This is a genomic window from Flavobacterium fryxellicola, assembly GCF_900143245.1.
Taxonomy (GTDB): Bacteria; Bacteroidota; Bacteroidia; order Flavobacteriales; family Flavobacteriaceae; genus Flavobacterium; species Flavobacterium fryxellicola.
In genome coordinates this window covers 321,485-339,407 of record NZ_FRDK01000001.1, presented here as the reverse complement: position 1 = coordinate 339,407, position 17,923 = coordinate 321,485, and the positions used below count along the sequence as shown (strand labels likewise).

The 17,923-nt window shown below is 35.9% G+C and carries 13 protein-coding genes; 7 read left to right on the top strand and 6 right to left on the bottom strand.

The features are described from left to right. Positions 1-85 precede the first annotated feature (85 nt). From BUA03_RS01430 to BUA03_RS01420, 3 genes are all read left to right on the top strand, one after another. Positions 86-847, top strand: coding sequence for an exodeoxyribonuclease III (locus BUA03_RS01430; RefSeq protein WP_066079277.1), 762 nt, complete (start codon positions 86-88; stop codon positions 845-847). A 158-nt stretch (positions 848-1,005) separates the two neighbouring features. After that, on the top strand, positions 1,006-1,947 hold the full coding sequence (locus BUA03_RS01425; protein WP_066079600.1) for an OmpA/MotB family protein: 942 nt from the start codon (positions 1,006-1,008) through the stop codon (positions 1,945-1,947). Positions 1,948-2,190: 243 nt separating this feature from the next. Then, the gene (locus tag BUA03_RS01420) at positions 2,191-3,228 is read left to right on the top strand and encodes an aldo/keto reductase (protein WP_066079280.1); all 1,038 of its coding nucleotides are present in this window, start codon (positions 2,191-2,193) and stop codon (positions 3,226-3,228) included. Between the two features lie 146 nt (positions 3,229-3,374). Here the strand turns inward: BUA03_RS01420 and BUA03_RS01415 are convergent, their stop codons facing one another. The 6 genes from BUA03_RS01415 to panC all read right to left on the bottom strand — a co-directional run bounded on the left by BUA03_RS01415 (position 3,375) and on the right by panC (position 10,255). Next, the gene (locus BUA03_RS01415) at positions 3,375-5,342 is read right to left on the bottom strand and encodes a transglycosylase domain-containing protein (protein ID WP_066079283.1); all 1,968 of its coding nucleotides are present in this window, start codon (positions 5,340-5,342) and stop codon (positions 3,375-3,377) included. Positions 5,343-5,536: 194 nt separating this feature from the next. Next, positions 5,537-5,971: a hypothetical protein gene (locus tag BUA03_RS01410; protein ID WP_066079286.1), complete on the bottom strand. Its 435-nt coding sequence runs from the start codon at positions 5,969-5,971 to the stop codon at positions 5,537-5,539. A 337-nt stretch (positions 5,972-6,308) separates the two neighbouring features. Next, positions 6,309-7,670, bottom strand: a complete 1,362-nt coding sequence (gene radA, locus BUA03_RS01405; RefSeq protein WP_066079289.1) for a DNA repair protein RadA — start codon at positions 7,668-7,670, stop codon at positions 6,309-6,311. Next, positions 7,670-8,818: an alpha/beta hydrolase gene (locus BUA03_RS01400; RefSeq protein WP_066079603.1), complete on the bottom strand. Its 1,149-nt coding sequence runs from the start codon at positions 8,816-8,818 to the stop codon at positions 7,670-7,672. The genes radA and BUA03_RS01400 overlap by 1 nt, the downstream gene beginning before the upstream one ends. A 223-nt stretch (positions 8,819-9,041) precedes the next feature. Further along, positions 9,042-9,392, bottom strand: coding sequence for an aspartate 1-decarboxylase (gene panD / locus BUA03_RS01395; protein WP_066079291.1), 351 nt, complete (start codon positions 9,390-9,392; stop codon positions 9,042-9,044). 14 nt (positions 9,393-9,406) lie between these two features. Next, on the bottom strand, positions 9,407-10,255 hold the full coding sequence (panC, locus tag BUA03_RS01390; RefSeq protein WP_066079294.1) for a pantoate--beta-alanine ligase: 849 nt from the start codon (positions 10,253-10,255) through the stop codon (positions 9,407-9,409). 108 nt (positions 10,256-10,363) lie between these two features. Here panC and BUA03_RS01385 point away from each other — a divergent pair, with 108 nt between their 5' ends. The 4 genes from BUA03_RS01385 to BUA03_RS01370 all read left to right on the top strand — a co-directional run bounded on the left by BUA03_RS01385 (position 10,364) and on the right by BUA03_RS01370 (position 17,918). After that, the gene (locus tag BUA03_RS01385; RefSeq protein WP_066079298.1) at positions 10,364-11,170 is read left to right on the top strand and encodes a glycogen/starch synthase; all 807 of its coding nucleotides are present in this window, start codon (positions 10,364-10,366) and stop codon (positions 11,168-11,170) included. Between the two features lie 20 nt (positions 11,171-11,190). Next, positions 11,191-12,858 (top strand): BamH family beta-barrel-assembly machinery protein, encoded by a 1,668-nt coding sequence (locus BUA03_RS01380; protein ID WP_066079301.1) that lies wholly within the window; start codon positions 11,191-11,193, stop codon positions 12,856-12,858. A 9-nt stretch (positions 12,859-12,867) separates the two neighbouring features. Beyond that, complete coding sequence (gene glmS / locus BUA03_RS01375; RefSeq protein WP_066079304.1) at positions 12,868-14,715, top strand: glutamine--fructose-6-phosphate transaminase (isomerizing); 1,848 nt, start codon at positions 12,868-12,870, stop codon at positions 14,713-14,715. Between the two features lie 377 nt (positions 14,716-15,092). Beyond that, positions 15,093-17,918, top strand: a complete 2,826-nt coding sequence (locus BUA03_RS01370; RefSeq protein ID WP_066079308.1) for a TonB-dependent receptor — start codon at positions 15,093-15,095, stop codon at positions 17,916-17,918. Positions 17,919-17,923 lie beyond the last annotated feature (5 nt).

Below are 17,923 nucleotides of genomic sequence, written 5' to 3'. Positions count from 1 at the left end.
TTTTTCAGATAAAACAAAAAAGTAGGTTCCTGATACCGATAGGAATAGATTAATTTTTTGGAAGAAATTAAAAAAAAACACTTTAATGAGAATTATTTCATACAACGTCAACGGAATCAGAGCTGCCATTTCAAAAGGGTTTATCGACTGGTTGCAACACGCAAATCCAGACATTATTTGTCTGCAAGAAATTAAAGCCAGCGAGGATCAGATTCCGGTAGAAGAGATCGCCAAAGCAGGCTACCCGTATCAATATTATTATTCAGCGACTAAAAAAGGCTATAGCGGGGTAGCGATTCTTTCTAAAATCAAACCCAATCTTGTTGTTCAAGGTACTGGAATTAATCACATGGATTTTGAAGGAAGAAACCTTCGGGCTGATTTTGATGATTTTTCTGTTATGAGTTTGTATTTGCCATCAGGAACTAATATGGATCGATTGGATCATAAATTTATGTTTATGGACGATTTTCAGCATTACATAGCAGACTTGAAAAAGGAGATTCCGAATCTTATAATATGTGGGGATTACAACATTTGCCATGAGGCCATTGACATTCATGATCCGGTGCGCAACAAAAATGTTTCTGGGTTTTTACCGCAAGAAAGAACGTGGCTTGACGGCTTTATGAAGTCTGGATTTGTGGATAGTTTTCGGCATTTCAACAGTGAGCCGCACCAATATTCGTGGTGGAGTTACCGGGCGGGAGCAAGGGGAAACAACAAGGGCTGGCGCATTGATTACAATTTAGTAAGCGATTCCTTAAAACATAAACTCAAAAGAGCCGTTATTCTGTCAGATGCAGTGCATTCAGATCATTGTCCTGTGCTAGTGGAGTTAGAATAAATTTTTTTTGGAGCTATTTCCCGCTAACCTTTACAATCTTTTGGTCTGCCGAAGAGGCTGACAAAAAGGATTTTCACTTTTATCGGGGCTAGGGTATATCCAAACAATTTGAACTTGTGCATCAAAACAAGAGTAGAAACAACTTAAATACAAAAAGAATGATTAAAAGAATTTCCATCGGATTAGTAGTCGTAGCACTTTCAACCTCTTGTGTGTCCAAAAAAATATACAACGATTTAGAAAGTAAGTACGCGGAGTCCAAAAAAGAAAATAGAGGTTTAGCAGATGAAAATGCCGATTTGCTAAAATCTAAAAACCAATTAGAATTAGACCGTGATGGCTTAAAAACCAATTTAAGCAGGTCTAAATCAGAACTAGATAAGTTGAAAGCAGAGTACGCTGCGGCTCAAAACAAGTTCAAAGTCCTGCAAGATTCGTATGTGGCTTTAGAAAAAAACAGTGGTGATGCACTTCAAAGCAACATGAAAAAAAATCGTGATTTGCTAGAGCAATTGGACGAAAAAGGAAAAGCATTGGCACTAGAACAAGAGCGCTTGAGCAAAAGTGCACAGCGTTTGCAGGAATTGGAAGATCTGATTGCTGCCAAAGAAGCCAGCATGAAAAAATTAAAAGAGACCTTGTCAAACGCCTTGAATAGTTTTGAAGGAAAAGGATTGACAGTCGAGCAAAAAAACGGGAAAGTATATGTTTCTATGGAGAACAAACTACTATTCAATTCGGGAAGTTGGGCCGTTGGTGCCGAAGGGAAAAAAGCAGTAATTGAAGTTGGTAAAGTTCTGGGCGATAATCCTGATATATCCGTACTAATTGAAGGTCATACGGATGATGATGCTTTTACGGCAGCAGGACCTATTGCTGACAACTGGGATTTATCCACAAAAAGAGCCACAGCAATAGTTGCGATTTTGAGTGAAAACAAGAAAATTAATAAACAGAGTCTAACCGCTGCGGGAAGAGGAGAATTTTCACCATTAGCAAGCAATTCAACAGCGGATGGAAAAGCTAAAAACCGTAGAATCGAAATAATTCTAACACCAAGATTAGATGAAATTGCCGAAATGCTAAAGGACATCAATTAAGGATTAAAAGAAGGAAAGGTTCAAAGGATATGCTTTGGACCTTTTTGTTACAATAAATTTTTTACCGCAAATTCGCTAATTTTATCTATTGACTGGAGATTTTTACTTAGCGAATTAGCGGTTTTATCTTTTTAAATATCCGATTTAGTCTTAAATAAACGTTTCTCAATTTTCTATTAAGTGACAAGCTAAATAACAAAAAAATTTATCTTTGCGTTCAAAATAAAATACAACTTCCCATACATGAAATATACTACTTTACCCAATACAGCTCTAAAAGTCAGCAAGATTTGCTTAGGCACCATGACTTTTGGACAGCAAAACACAGAAGCGGAGGGTCATGCCCAAATGGATTATGCTTTAGAAAATGGAGTCAATTTCTTTGACACTGCTGAGATGTATTCGATTCCAGGTCGTCAGGAAACGTACGGAAGTACTGAGAAAATTATTGGAACTTGGTTCAAAAAATCAGGAAAAAGAGAAGAAGTGGTTTTGGCATCCAAAATTGCTGGACCCAATCCTAATTTTGGTTACATGAGAGACAAGTTAGATTTTTCACCAGCTAGCATCAAGTTTGCATTAGACCAAAGTTTACAACGCCTACAAACGGATTACCTAGACGTGTATCAATTGCATTGGCCGGAGCGCAAAACCAATTATTTTGGACAGCGTGGTTTTAAAGTGCAGGAGGATACTTGGGAAGATAATATTCATGATGTATTAGAAACATTGGACGGTTTTGTCAAAGCAGGAAAAATAAAACACATTGGTCTTTCAAATGAAAATCCTTGGGGAATCATGCGTTTTCTGGAGGAAAGCAAATACAATGATTTGCCACGGGTAAAAACGATTCAAAATCCGTATTCGTTATTGAATAGGCTTTTTGAAAATGGTTCTGCTGAAATTTGCTTGAGAGAAAATGTTGGGTTATTGGCCTATTCACCAATGGCTTTTGGCGTTTTATCGGGTAAGTTTTTATCGGGCGAAGTACATCCAAATGCTAGACTTACTTTGTTTCCACAGTATTCGAGATACAACAGTGCGCAATGTACAGAGGCTACCCGATTGTATCAGGAAATCGCTAAAAAAAACGGACTGACTCTGACAGAATTGTCACTGGCATTTATAGCCCAACAACCTTTTGTAACCAGTACCATCATTGGTGCAACCTCATTGGAACAGTTAAAAGAAAATATAGACACGATTCAAGTAACACTTTCAGAAGAAATTCTAAAAGCGATTGATGAGGTGCAGGCTGTTATTCCTGATCCCGCTCCGTAAAGTAAGAAACCATTATTTGTCATTCCGACAAGGGAGGAAACTCATTAGGTGAGATTCCTCCCTTGTCGGAATGACGATATAATAGTAAATATAAACCCTGTGAACTTGGTGATTTCTTAGTGAGCTTTGTGATTTAAAAGTGTGTGTTAAAGATCAAACTCATCATCATTAGCTAAAGAATCTACTTTTATTAGTGTTGAATCTTGTATTTTGAATTTGATAAAAGATTTTGCAGGTCCTGAAATTAATATGGGTAACGACTTGTAAATAGTATCTTCAGGCGTCAAAAGTCCTCTTCGAAACATTATGCTGGTCAAGAACGATTCTTGTTTTATCGCAAAGTCTTTCAACATCCCTTGATCGTTGAACTGATACATGAATTTCTTGGGACTTGGAATAATGCGGGCGAGATACAAACATTCGTTCAACGATAATTCCGAAGGTGTTTTTTGGAAATAAAACCGGCTTGCTTCGCCAATTCCATAAACGTTTGGACCCCATTCGATAATATTAAAATATACTTCGAGCATCCGTTCCTTACTCACAATTCGGTTGTTTTCCAAAATGTAAACCAATAAAATTTCTTCTAGTTTACGAGAAACCGTTTTCTCCCGACTCAGGAATGCATTTTTTACTAATTGCATGCTGATTGTGCTAGCACCGCGGGAAAACTTTTTGGTTCTTATGTTTTTGACTATGGATTGTTTAAATGCTTCGGTGATAAAACCACGGTGCGAAAAGAAGGAAGGGTCTTCTGTGGTCAAAACCGACTTTCTCAAATAGGGTGAAATCTGTTCTAGTGGCGTATAATTTGGATTGGCTGCACCCACTAAAACGGCGCGCTGCAATACACTTTTTATAAGTGCCCGATACATAAATTCACCGCTGAGTTTATTGAGATTGGCTGCACCGTATTTCGTTATTTTCAGGTTTTCTTTTTTCAAATTACTTTTAAAAACCAGCTGATTGGGTCTGTTTTGGTTGAAAGCAAAATTTAATTTGTAATCAAAAGTGCCCGTCGCTTCCATCCCCTGAAAATGCGTAAACAAACCATCAGGAAGCGAAATGATAAAATCTTGCGCTTTCATTTTTGGGAGGTTTATTTTGAGCTTATAAATGGTGTCTTCTCCGGTTTCGTATGCGGCATAAGGATGAAATTTTATTTTATTCAACAGAACAGTCGAGCTACTGTCGATAGAAATGAAATCAGAGCCTAGTAGGAAACGGTAATCAAATTTTGCGTTTTTGAGAACGACATCTTTACTAGCAATTTTTGGGTGGTTGAGTTTTAAATTGGCAATAGCCATAAACCCATCAATATGCAATTCATCACCATCTCTTTCAATATTTTGAATGCTCAACCGGATGGAATCAAAGCTGGATTTTAAGTTGAAACGCTCGTCTAAATAGGGTATTTTGATTGCTCCAGTATCGATATTCACAAGTCGGATATCTGCTTTTTTACTTCGTGGATCTGCAAATCCTTTTATTTTCCATTGTTGTGAAACGGTATTGGTTTGAACTTGTATCGAAGTTTCGAGTTGCTTGTTAATCAGCCGCAGTTTTTGGAAATTGATAGTTGCTTTTTTCCCATTATCATCGAGTCTAAAAGACAGATTACCTAAAATCATATCAGTAGGGATAAGATTTAGTGCTTTTGAAATGATTCTGTAGGCGAATTGGGCGTAATCTCTTTTTTCGTCCCGCAGTTCTGTTTGATTGTCTTTTTTTAGAAAAGCATCAAAATTTCTCACTTTGCCTTTTTTTACCAACTGAACAAATCCATTTTGGACTTCCAAAGTTCCCAGTTGCACATCGCCGGTTAGGAGATGCCATAAATTGACACTAGTTCTTAGTTTTTGTATTTTAAAAAGGGTATCTGCATTTTTAGGAACTAGTATAATCTCTGAAAGATTCAGTCCTGATAGTCCATTAAAGGAAGCTTTTTTTATGGTAAAAGAGCTATTGTACTCGACTTGCATTTCATTGGAAACTTTGGCTATTGTTTGCTGTAATACGGCATCTCGAAATATATAAAAAGCAATAACTAAAGCGACAAACAATACAAAAAGTACTTTTGATGCGATAAGTAATTTTTGTTTTCCAGTTTTCATAAACAATTTAGTTAAGTATAAAATACAATGCTTGGCATGCTGGCCATAAAGAAAAGGAAATAATACTAAAGGAAAGATTTTTATAGGTTTCTTTAATATTTTGGTTTAAAATTGATGGTGTTAAATAAGAAAACTACAACGGAGAAGGCGTTGTAGTTTCTGGATTATTTTGCGGTGACGAGAATTCTAACGTGTTAGGGCTTTGGTGCTTTAAATTGGGAAGGATTATAATAGCGTCTCACTTTTTCTACAATTTGGTTTAACGTCATTTTATCTGCTGGTTCGACTGCTTTTAGTTTTCCAGGTTCTATTAAATGTTCTGATAATAATTTATGTTCCAGTTTAATTTTGGTTTGTGCTGGACCAAAGACAATAAGTTCATCTGATTTTTTAACGTACGAAAGGACTGATTTTATAAAATAATCCAACTCTTGTTTTTTTCTTTCTTCAAATTTTTTGTCACTATTGCCATGATGAGCTCCAGAGAACGTCCCTTTATTGCCTTCTTTATTATGATAATCGTTATTTTCAACCTCAGAATCTATTTCAGTAATTTGTTCTGTATCACCATCAAGAACAACAATTATCGCTTTTGAAGAATCGATCCAAATGCCAGTTTGTCTTTTCATGTCTTTGATTTTTAAGTTAAAGTAGATTGTTTTTTACTATTTTAATGCAAAAGAATCAGGCACAGTGATTTGAGTAGAACTTGGTCTGCTTTATTTTTTTGAGAAAGGAGCGGGCTATGACTCTACTTATTTCTAGACTTAGCACTTTACCGAAGTGTTCGGATAAAGGATTCATAGGATGGTGTAAATGCTTCATTTTTGCATCTTAATGTATTGTAAGACATAAAGTTACAAAAAAAAATAAGCCCTTTTCATGATTTAGAGTATTTATTGTAAATAGTAAAGAAGGTCGTTAATAACTAAAATGAGGGTGTTTAGTTTTATATGGTTTTTAAAATTATCCAAACAACTCACTCGCCACATCTTCAATTTTGGCAACCAATCGGATTTTTATTCCGGTGTTTTTCAAGGCGATTTTATTGTATTTGGATACAAAAATGGTTGAAAAACCTAGTTTTTCTGCTTCTTGTATGCGTTGGTCTACACGATTTACGGGACGGATTTCACCAGAAAGTCCGACCTCACCTGCAAAGCAAAAGTCTTTATTTACGGCAATATCTTCATTAGAGGATAAAATAGCGGCAACAACAGCTAAATCTATTGCAGGATCGTCTACTGAAATTCCTCCCGTTATATTCAGGAATACATCTTTGGCGCCAAGCCTAAAGCCAGCTCTTTTCTCTAAAACTGCTAGAATCATGTTCAGCCGTTTGGCATTGTAACCTGTGGTGCTGCGTTGCGGTGTTCCGTAAACTGCAGTGCTTACTAAGGCTTGAATTTCAATCATCAACGGTCGCATGCCTTCTAATGTGGAGGCAATCGCGGTTCCGGATAATTCCTCATTTTTATGCGAAATCAATATTTCGGATGGATTCGAAACTTCGCGCAATCCATTGCCTAGCATTTCATAAATACCAATTTCGGCAGTAGAACCGAATCGATTTTTCAACGATCGTAAAATGCGGTACACGTGATTTCTATCGCCTTCAAATTGTAAAACGGTATCGACCATGTGTTCCAATATTTTTGGACCAGCAATATTTCCATCTTTGGTAATATGACCAATCAAAATTACAGGAATATTGGTTTCTTTGGCAAATTTGATCAGTTCAGCCGTCGTTTCACGGATTTGAGAAATGCTTCCAGGAGTGGATTCAATATAATCCGTATGCAAGGTTTGGATGGAATCGATAATGACAATTTCCGGTTGTATGGCTTCAATTTGTTTGAAGATGTTTTGTGTTTTGGTTTCCGTCAGAATATAGCAATTGTCACCGCTGGGCGTAATTCTTTCGGCACGCATTTTTATCTGTTTCTGACTCTCTTCACCAGAAACATACAATGTTTTATAAGGCAGCTTTAAAGAAATCTGAAGCAAAAGGGTACTTTTTCCAATGCCAGGTTCACCACCCAAAAGGATCAAGGAACCCGGAACTATTCCACCACCCAGCACACGATTAAGTTCAGCGTCAGTAGTATCCATTCGGATTTCTTGAGCGGAATCAATTTCGTTTATTCGTAAAGGTTTTGGTGCTTTACTGCTAGTTGAAGTCTCACTTTTCCATGCTGTTTTTTCTTGTTTTTGGATAATTTCCTCTGCAATTGTATTCCATTCTTTACAAGAATTGCATTGCCCTTGCCATTTGGCGTATTGTGCTCCGCAGTTTTGGCAAAAAAAAGTAGTTTTTACTTTTGTCATTATTTTTGTGGTGTTTGACTGATCATATCATCGTATTTTTCCATCATACTATCTTTGCTAAGGTCGCCAATTTCTTCTAATTGGGAAGCACTTTGATAGCGTTTTGCTGCTTTTTTTGGATCGCCCATTTTTTCATACATCAAACCCAATTCATAGTCGGCAAGCATTGACTTGGGATAGTTTTTGTTGGCAATTTCTGCTAATTTTTCCAATTCAGCGTATGCTTTGTTTTTTAGAATGGCCGCTTCAATCGCTTTGAAATCATTGACGCGAATGGCTATTTTCAAACCTAAATTTTTGGATAACACATCATATTTGTTAGTTAAGTAATCCACATAACCAGACTGAAGGACGGCAATTTTTTGCGAATATTCAGTAGAAGAAATGGGTTTGTACGTGTCGAAAAATTGGTACAAAGCATTTGGAATCGAATACAAAACCAGTGAATAATGAGATGCGCCTTTGAAATTATCAAACTTATAATTCAGTAACGGATTGGTAACCTGTTTTATATTAGTGTCTAATTTATTGATAGCGGCTTGTAGTTTTTTTATGTCTCCATCGCCATTAGACTGGTAATAATAAATGGGTTGTTTCAGTTTTGATAGTTGCTCAGGAATGCGGTTTTCCATATCTGGAGCTAGTTCTGGACTTAAAGAGATATAGGCATTAAAAATGGGATTGTCTTTGTAGAGAAAAAAGTTTAAAAAACCGGCAGTAATATCATGGCCAGCAATCATTCGAAAAGGAGCTACAGGGTATTTTTTTTCAATGTAGGGAAGTAATTCAGTGCCGATAAACTCAAAAAATTTCGCCCCTTTTCCTGACGGAACACCGTCTGCTTCATCATAAGTACTGTCGTCAAATCGTTCGTTATTTTTATTTTGGCTAATGCCTACGACAATCGTTTCTGGTAAATCATCCCAGTAGGCTCCGTAATTTAAGGTTCCGTAGAATGGATCAAACAGATAATCGCCATCCAGTAAAATAAGAATAGGGTATTTTTTATTTGGGTTTTTAGCAAAAGAGGGCGGTAGACCAATGATGATTTCCCTGCTTTCACCAAGCACTTCAGAATCGAAAGCCATTGCGGTTTTTTGTGAAAATGCAGAAATAGAAAAGAGTAATATAAGTATTAGTTTTTTCATGATTTGGTTTGTTTTAGAATCTATAGAATGCTCTAAATAAGAGCTAGCAATATAAACATTATTACTTTTAATTGAAAATGAGCACCAGTAAATGTTAATATAGTGGTTCAATTTCAAGGGCTGAACCAGCGTTTAAAAAATTTGCCACTAATGCTCTGATTTTGAAATGAAAAATCAGAGCATTAGTGGCAAAAAAATAGATTTGGTTTTATTTGTGTGGAAATTATGTCAACGAATTGTCGTTTTCATTTGGAAAAATCACCCATGGTTTAAAGGTTTTAGCTTCTTCAAAATCTAAGGTTGCGTAGGAAATGATGATGATGATATCGTCTTTTTGAACCTTTCTTGCTGCAGGACCGTTGAGTGTAATGGTCCCAGAATTTTTTTCGCCTTTAATGGCATAGGTTTCAAAACGTTCCCCGTTATTGATGTTTACAATGGAGACTTTTTCGCCTTCAATAATATTTGAGGCATCTAGTAATGATTCGTCAATAGTGATGGATCCGATATAATTTAAATCGGCACCTGTTACTTTAACTCGGTGAATCTTTGATTTTAAAACTTGAATTTGCATGATACAAAAGTAAATTAATTTAATGAAATCGTGTCAATCAAACGGATATTGTTGACTAATACGGCGATAAAAGCGCGGTATTTTTTATTTTTATTTTTCCGGTTACACGATGTAAGTGTTGCTTCATCGGCAATGGTGAAGTATTCCAGCGTAAATTGAGGGTTTTTTTTAAGAAATTTTTGAACCCATTCTGAGATTTTTGCCGCGCTATTTGTCGGGAATTTAGCTTTGACAGAAGTCAATATTTGATATATAACTGCTGCTTTATCTCTTTCCTGAGCGGATAAGCGTTCGTTTCTAGAACTCATGGCTAAATTATTAGCTTCTCTATAGATGGGACAGCTAATGATAACTACTTTTAAATTATTTTTAGCTACCATCTTTTTTACAATTTGCAATTGTTGGAAGTCTTTTTCTCCAAAATAAGCATGTGTAGGTTCCACGATCTCAAAAAGGCGTTTGACCACAGTGCCTACACCATTAAAATGTCCGGGTCTGAATTTGCCTTCCATTGGATTTTCGAGGCCATCAAAATCAAATGATTGAGAAACAGGTTGTCCGTCATAAATATCTGCAACTGAAGGGGCATATAAAATAATATTCGGATCCAAATCTGTAAGTTTTTTCACGTCTTCTTCTAATGTCCTTGGGTATTTTGCCAGGTCTTCAGGATTGTTGAATTGGGTAGGATTTACAAAAATACTCACTACAGTATTTGTGTTTTCCGCCAATGATTTTTGCATTAAAGCCAAATGACCTTGATGCAAAGCGCCCATTGTTGGGACAAATCCAAGGGTGGAATGGATTGTTTTTATTGATTTCAAATAATCCATTAAAGATGCTTTTCCGTAGAAAATAGGCATGGCAGTTTTATTAAAATTAAATGCAAACTTACTATTTTAGTTAATAACTGCATAAATTTTTGTAATTTTGCATGGTTTTTATTGCCAATAAATAAAGTAAATTACAATATGAAAGATAAGAGGATATTATATGTATCATCTGAAGTGGTGCCCTATCTCGCTGAAAACGAGGTCTCTTTAATGTCTTATGACGTGCCAAAAATGATTAATGATCAAGGTGGACAGATAAGAATTTTTATGCCAAGGTATGGAAATATTAACGAGAGAAGACACCAATTGCACGAAGTAATTAGACTTTCGGGGATGAATTTGGTAGTGAATGACTTGGATATGCCATTGATTATAAAAGTAGCTTCTATTCCAAAAGAAAGAATTCAAGTGTACTTTATTGATAACGATGAATATTTTAAAAGAAAAGCCACCTTTGCGGATGAAGAAGGAGTGATGTATCCTGACAATGACGAACGTGCTATTTTCTTTGCTAAAGGAGTTGTTGAAACCGTTAAAAAACTCAATTGGGTACCTGATATTATACATGTTCATGGATGGATGGCCGCGATGTTGCCTATTTACATGAAGCATTTTTATAAAAATGAAGCCTTGTTTTCTGAAACAAAGATTGTTACTTCTGTTTACAGTCAGTCATTTGAAGGAACTTTGAATGTGGAAATGATCAATAAAGTGAAGTTTGATGGAGTTCCCGCTGATGCAATTTCGGACTTGGCTATACCAGATTATGAAAATATTATAAAGGCTACTATAAAGCATTCTGATGCCGTGATTATTGCCTCAGAAAACCTCTCTTCAAGTTTAACAAAATTTATAGAATCTTCAGGAAAACCTTTTTTACCTTTCGCTCCGAAAGATGCATTCGCAGAAGCGTATACTAACTTTTACATAAACGAGGTTCTTTAAATTAAACTTTTTTAATAAATATGTACAATAATTCTTTTTTTAAGAAAATCCTGATAGTGGCCACTGTTGTGTTTTTATATTCATGTGATAAAGATTACAATGAGGTTGGTGGTGATTTGATTGGTGAGAACAATTTTGACCTCAATAAAGCCTCTTACGGTGTTTTAGGTTACAATCAAAAAACAGGTCCAATTCAATCTAATAATCTTGAAGTAAATCCATTGGGAATTTATAGCAACGCAAATTTTGGACAAACCACTGCGAATTTTAATACCCAGTTGACTCTTCCAGTTTTGACAACGGTTGTAAGTACAAGGCCTCATGTTGAAAGTGTTGTTTTAACGATTCCTTATTATACGGATCCATTGCAAACTAAAGTAAATGCAGATGGTAGCCGACTATATGTCCTAGATTCAATTTACGGAGTGGACAAGGCTAAAATGAAATTGAGTATCTATGAATCAGGCTACTTCATGAGAGATTCAGACCCTGATTTCGGTTTTCAGCAGCAGCAAAAATATTACACAGATCAAAATGCTGAGTTTGATAATTTGAAAAAGGCTACACTTTTAAATGACAGTTCAGATAAGTCTCAAAATGAGGAATTTTTCTTTAATCCTGAGGAACATGTTGTTGTAACCACAGATTCAGTTACAAGTGCCAAATCTACGGCTTACACGCCACCAGGTATGAAGTTGAATTTAAACAGAGACTACTTTAAAACCAGAATTATTGATGCCGTTAATAGTGGTAAATTAGCCTCAAATGATGTTTTCAAAAATTATTTTAGAGGGCTTTACTTTAAAATGGAAAAATCAGGAAGCAGCGCTGGAAATTTAGCGATGTTGAATTTTAGAGCTGGAAAAATTACAATTAAGTACAATGAAGATTTAGTGTCTACAACTGCTGGTGTTACAACAACTACCCGAGTAAAAAAGACTATTGAACTTAACTTAACAGGAAATACGGTTAGTTTGTTGAACAATGATTTTACCACCGCTGGTGCTGCTTATGCTGCTTTGCCAAGTACTGGAAATACAACAGGCGGTGATGATAAATTGTTTCTAAAAGGGGGAGAAGGTTCCGTAGCGGTGCTGCAGCTTTTTGATCCTAAAGATTTAAAAGGGTACGATGCCAACGGGGTTCTTACAGGTCCTAATGGAGTCTCCGATGAATTAGATGATTTAAGAAATCCAGTAGACGGTAAAAAGCTATTGGTAAACGAAGCAAATTTAGTTTTTCATATCGATACCGATGCGATGTCGTCCAGTAATGAGCCGCAAAGAATTTATCTATACGATTTTAAAAATAGCCGACCATTAGTAGATTACTCCTTAGATCCGACTTCTAATAGCACTAATCCAAAGAAATCCAAAGCTTTTTTTGACGGTATGATTAAAAAGGATGCAACCACTAAAAGAGGGGTTACGTATAAAATTAGAATTACAAATCAGATACGAAATCTTATAAACAATAAAGATTCTACTAATGTTAAACTAGGACTTGTTGTTACTGAAGATATTGGTATAATAGCATCTTATAAAGTAAAAACGCCAAATGCTTTTATTTCTCAGGCTCCAAAAGCCTCTGTGATGAATCCTTTAGGGACTATTTTATATAGCGGAAAATCTACCGTTCCTGTGGAGAAGAGATTGAAACTTGAAATTTATTATACAAAACCTAATTAAACCAAGACTATGTGTGGAATCGTTGGATATATTGGATACAGAGAAGCCTATCCTATTGTAATTAAAGGATTAAAAAGGCTGGAATATAGAGGTTATGACAGTGCTGGTGTGATGTTGTACGATGGTGAAAATTTAAAAGTTTGTAAAACAAAGGGGAAAGTATCCGATCTTGAAGAGCGAGCCTCAAAAGAAATTACGATCAATGGAAGCATTGGAATTGGTCATACACGTTGGGCCACTCATGGTGTTCCAAATGATGTAAACTCACACCCACACATTTCGAATTCGGGTGATTTGGCTATTGTTCACAATGGAATTATCGAGAATTATGCTCCTTTGAAAGCAGAATTAATAAAAAGAGGGTATGTTTTTCATTCGGATACAGATACAGAAGTTCTTGTAAATCTTATTGAAGAAGTACAGAAAAAAGACAGCCTAAAATTGGGTAAAGCTGTTCAGGTAGCTTTAAATCAAGTAGTAGGAGCTTATGCGATTGCTGTTTTTGATAAAAAAAATCCAAACGAAATCGTTGCGGCACGTTTAGGCAGTCCGCTGGCAATTGGGGTTGGAGAAGGAGAGTTTTTTATAGCTTCAGATGCCTCACCATTCATAGAATATACGGCCAATGCAATTTACCTGGAAGATGGTGAAATGGCAAACATTCGATTGCATAAACAAATGAAAGTACGTAAGATTAAAGATGATTCTTTGGTCAATCCTACGATTCAAGAACTTCAAATGAACTTGGAGCAAATTGAAAAAGGAGGGTACGATCATTTTATGTTGAAAGAAATTTATGAGCAGCCTAGTGTTATTAAGGATACCTACCGTGGAAGACTTCATGCAAATGAAGGTTTAATTCAGATGGCAGGTGTTGAAGATAATCTAGAAAAATTCCTAAACGCAGAACGAATAATTATTGTTGCCTGTGGTACTTCATGGCATGCTGGTTTAGTTGCGGAGTACGTTTTTGAGGAGTTTGCGAGAATTCCAGTTGAAGTAGAATACGCCTCTGAATTTAGATACAGAAATCCAATTATAAATAGTAAAGATATTGTTATTGCTATTTCGCAATCAGGAGAAACGGCGGATACGATGGCTGCAATAAAATTGGCTAAAGAAAATGGTGCATTTGTTTTTGGAGTATGCAATGTAGTGGGTTCTTCTATTTCAAGAGAAACGCACGCCGGTGCTTACACGCATGCAGGACCTGAAATTGGTGTTGCTTCCACTAAAGCTTTTACCACTCAAATTACTGTTTTGACTATGATTGCTTTGCGTTTGGCTAAAGCCAAAGGGACATTGTCGAATTCTGTTTTTCACAGCTATTTGCAAGAATTAGAAATTATTCCTGAAAAAGTAAAAGAGGCTTTAGAAACAAATGACAGAGCAAAAGAAATAGCTGCTGTCTTTAAAGATGCCCCTAATTGTTTGTATTTAGGTAGAGGATATAATTTTCCTGTAGCTCTGGAAGGTGCATTGAAATTAAAAGAGATCTCCTATATTCATGCTGAAGGATATCCTGCAGCAGAAATGAAACACGGACCGATAGCATTAATCGATGAGCACATGCCAGTAGTTGTAATTGCGCCAAAACAAGGACACTACGATAAAATTGTAAGTAATATCCAAGAGATTAAATCCAGAAGTGGAAAAATCATAGCAGTAGTAACCAAGGGTGATACACAAGTGCGTGAATTGGCGGATTATGTGATAGAAATTCCAGAGACATCAGATGCGCTATCGCCATTGATTACCACAATACCTTTACAGCTTTTGTCTTATCATATTGCTGTTATGCGCGGATGTAATGTAGATCAGCCCCGTAATTTAGCAAAGTCAGTTACTGTAGAGTAAATTTATAGTATTCTATTTTTATACTAAAGCCTCGAATATTCTTTTCGGGGCTTTTTTATGCTTTGTTTTTTCGAGGCACGGTAAAGCCCTGATACTTGGCGATAGTGACAAAAAAATGATAAATTTTTACGGTTTTATCACTTTTATCAAATATCTAAAAATTAATAAAAATTTTGTGATATCTGTATTTTTTATATGCGCGCATAGTGATATTCTGTTTTTTTGATGCAAATTTTAACATTAAATAATTAAATTCAAATATAGAATAAGTGCAAATGAGGCAAATTAACTGATAAATATGAAATTTTTAAGGTGCTTTTTTATTAATATCAAAAATATTTGTACTTTGGCTTCATAAACCAACAAATTATAACCCAATGAGAGTGTATTTACTTTTTTTGTCATTGTTTTTTTGTAGCCTAACCTTTGCTCAAAACTCAATTTCTGGTATTGTTACAGACAGTAGCAACCAACCTATTCCTGGAGCCAACATTAAGATTGTTGGAGATTCTTCGGGTACAACTACCGATTTAGATGGTGCATTTACATTGCAATCTACAGCAAAGCCACCTTTTACAATTGAGGTTACTAGTGTGGGATACCGATCCCAAAAAATTGCAATTTCTTCAAATAATCAAAAAATTGCTGTAACGCTTTTAGATGAGGAGAATAAGCTAGACGAGATTGTGGTTTCAGCTTCAAGAACTCCTGAAAGAGTGATTGAGTCACCGGTTACTATTGAAAGAATGGGTATTCAACAAATTAAGAACACTACTGCACCTACATTTTATGATGGTTTAGAGAATCTTAAAGAGGTGCATTTTAATACAAGTAGTATATCATTTAAATCGATTAACACTAGGGGATTTTCTAGTGTGGCAAATACGCGCTTTATGCAATTGGTGGACGGAATGGATAATTCATCACCTGCTTTGAACTTTGTATTAGGGAATTTAATTGGACTATCGGATATCGATGTTGCTAGTGTGGAATTACTCCCAGGAGCATCTTCAGCGCTCTACGGTGCAAATGCTTTTAATGGTATTTTGTTTATGAACAGTAAAAATCCTTTCACAAACCAAGGGATTAGTACGTATGTAAAATATGGTCAGACCACGCAACAGGCTGCGGGTACTAATGATTATTTTGATTTTGGATTAAGAGCTGCCAAAGCGTTTAGTAAGCATTTTGCTGCTAAAGGAAATTTTAATTTTTTGAGAGCGACAGAGTGGATTGCTGCTGATCAAAGAAGTATTACTGGCGGTTCCGTAGGGCACGCTAATAATCAAAATTATGATGGTTTGAACTTGTATGGTGATGAGGTGACAACCTTCATAACTAATGTAGGTCAAGTAAGTAGAACGGGATACCGTGAGCAAGATTTGAATGACAACAAAGTAAGAAGTGTAAAGGCTGATTTTTCTTTGCATTTTAAACCTTGGGAAGGGGAAACTGAAATTATTTTACAACATAAAATAGGTTTAGGTAGTACAATATACCAAGGAGCAAATAGATATGCATTAGGCGATTTCTTCATGCAGCAATCTAAATTAGAAATAAAAGGAAAAAATTTCTTTGTTAGAGGATATGTGACTGACGAGGACGCGGGAAATTCTTATGACATGCGTTTTGCTGCTTGGAATGTTAACAGAGCTGCAAAATCAGATACAGAATGGTTTACGAACTATGCTACGGCATACCAACTTTCGGGTGCTGTATTGGGTACTAACGCACAGCAATCAGCTGCAAATGCAAGAAATTATGCCGATTTTAATATTAAGCCAACAGGATTGCCTTTTTTACCAACTCCAGCGGGAAGTGCAAGATTTGAGCCAGGTTCTATCCAATTTAAGAATGCTTTAGCTGCAGCAATTGCTGAGCCAGATCTAACAAAAGGTGCTAAATTTATTGATCAGTCAAAAATTTATCATTCAGATGTGAATTATAATTTTAAAGATTTAGTAAAATTTGCTGAGATTCAATTAGGAGGTTCATTCAGACAATATGAAATGAATTCTCAAGGAACAATCTTTACTGATTTTGATGGTCCTTTACGATATAATGAATATGGTGCTTACGGGCAATTGACTAAAAAATTCATGGAAGACCGCTTGAAATTTACAGGATCAGCGCGTTACGATAAAAGTCAAAATTTTAACGGAAACATTTCGCCACGTGTATCCTTGGTGTATTCTGCTGGGGAAGCTAAAAGACACAATTTTAGAGCTTCATATCAAACAGGATTTAGAAATCCTACAACACAAGATCAGTACATTGGTCTTGACTTAGGACCGTTTGCTTTGATTGGTTCTGCTCCTGAGAATTTAGATCGTTTCACAGAGGTTAGAGGTGTTAGTGCTGCTGGTCAAGCATTGGGAATACCTTCAACTTTGACATTAACAGGTCAAAATGCATACAATAATTCATATACTTTGACATCGGTACAAGCATTTAGTGCTGCCATTGCCGCCAACCCAACAAATGTTCCTGCAGCAGCAGCTTTATTGAAAACGGCTAATCCTAGATTAGTTAAACCAGAAGAGGTACAAGCAATCGAATTGGGGTATCGTTCTGTTGTAAACAACGATTTATCAATTGATGTGAATGGGTACTATAATATTTACAATGATTTCATGAATACTTCAAGAGTAATCAGCCCGTATTATGGAGATGTCAACACAGTATTTGACTTTGGCAATCCAGCTACATTGGCTACACTATCCGCTTTAGGAAATGGTGACAGAAGAGTTTATCAAGTTTATACTAATACAACTGCAAAAATTACTTCATTAGGTTTTGGATTAGGTTTATCTAAAAAGGTATATAAAGATTTTGAATTAGGCGTGAATTACAATTATGCTGAATTTAATTTCAACCAAGAAGAAGATCCTAGCTTTGTAGCTGGTTTCAATACGCCAAAACACAGAGTGAAAGCTTCACTTGGAAATGCTAGCTTATTTGAAAACTTTGGGTTCAATATAAACGCTAGATACAATACAGAGTATTTATGGCAGTCTTCTTTTGCTGATGGAATTGTTCCAGAAAACACAGTGTTAGATGCTCAAATTAATTATGGTTTTCCTAAATTAAAATCAGTGCTTAAAGTAGGGGCTACTAATATTGGTGGAAAGGATTACATTCAAGTAATAGGAGCGGGTGCTATAGGTCAACAATGGTTTGCTTCGTGGACAATCAACCCATAAAACTA

What these genes read in the sequence shown, in the direction of transcription:
- panD (WP_066079291.1), bottom strand. Translation starts at nt 9,392, where the DNA reads ATGCAAATTCAAGTTTTAAAATCAAAGATTCACCGAGTTAAAGTAACA.
- BUA03_RS01400 (WP_066079603.1), bottom strand. Translation starts at nt 8,818, where the DNA reads ATGAAAAAACTAATACTTATATTACTCTTTTCTATTTCTGCATTTTCA.
- BUA03_RS01385 (WP_066079298.1), top strand. Translation starts at nt 10,364, where the DNA reads ATGAAAGATAAGAGGATATTATATGTATCATCTGAAGTGGTGCCCTAT.
- BUA03_RS01370 (WP_066079308.1), top strand. Translation starts at nt 15,093, where the DNA reads ATGAGAGTGTATTTACTTTTTTTGTCATTGTTTTTTTGTAGCCTAACC.
- BUA03_RS01425 (WP_066079600.1), top strand. Translation starts at nt 1,006, where the DNA reads ATGATTAAAAGAATTTCCATCGGATTAGTAGTCGTAGCACTTTCAACC.
- BUA03_RS01430 (WP_066079277.1), top strand. Translation starts at nt 86, where the DNA reads ATGAGAATTATTTCATACAACGTCAACGGAATCAGAGCTGCCATTTCA.
- BUA03_RS01380 (WP_066079301.1), top strand. Translation starts at nt 11,191, where the DNA reads ATGTACAATAATTCTTTTTTTAAGAAAATCCTGATAGTGGCCACTGTT.
- glmS (WP_066079304.1), top strand. Translation starts at nt 12,868, where the DNA reads ATGTGTGGAATCGTTGGATATATTGGATACAGAGAAGCCTATCCTATT.
- BUA03_RS01410 (WP_066079286.1), bottom strand. Translation starts at nt 5,971, where the DNA reads ATGAAAAGACAAACTGGCATTTGGATCGATTCTTCAAAAGCGATAATT.
- panC (WP_066079294.1), bottom strand. Translation starts at nt 10,255, where the DNA reads ATGCCTATTTTCTACGGAAAAGCATCTTTAATGGATTATTTGAAATCA.
- radA (WP_066079289.1), bottom strand. Translation starts at nt 7,670, where the DNA reads ATGACAAAAGTAAAAACTACTTTTTTTTGCCAAAACTGCGGAGCACAA.
- BUA03_RS01420 (WP_066079280.1), top strand. Translation starts at nt 2,191, where the DNA reads ATGAAATATACTACTTTACCCAATACAGCTCTAAAAGTCAGCAAGATT.
- BUA03_RS01415 (WP_066079283.1), bottom strand. Translation starts at nt 5,342, where the DNA reads ATGAAAACTGGAAAACAAAAATTACTTATCGCATCAAAAGTACTTTTT.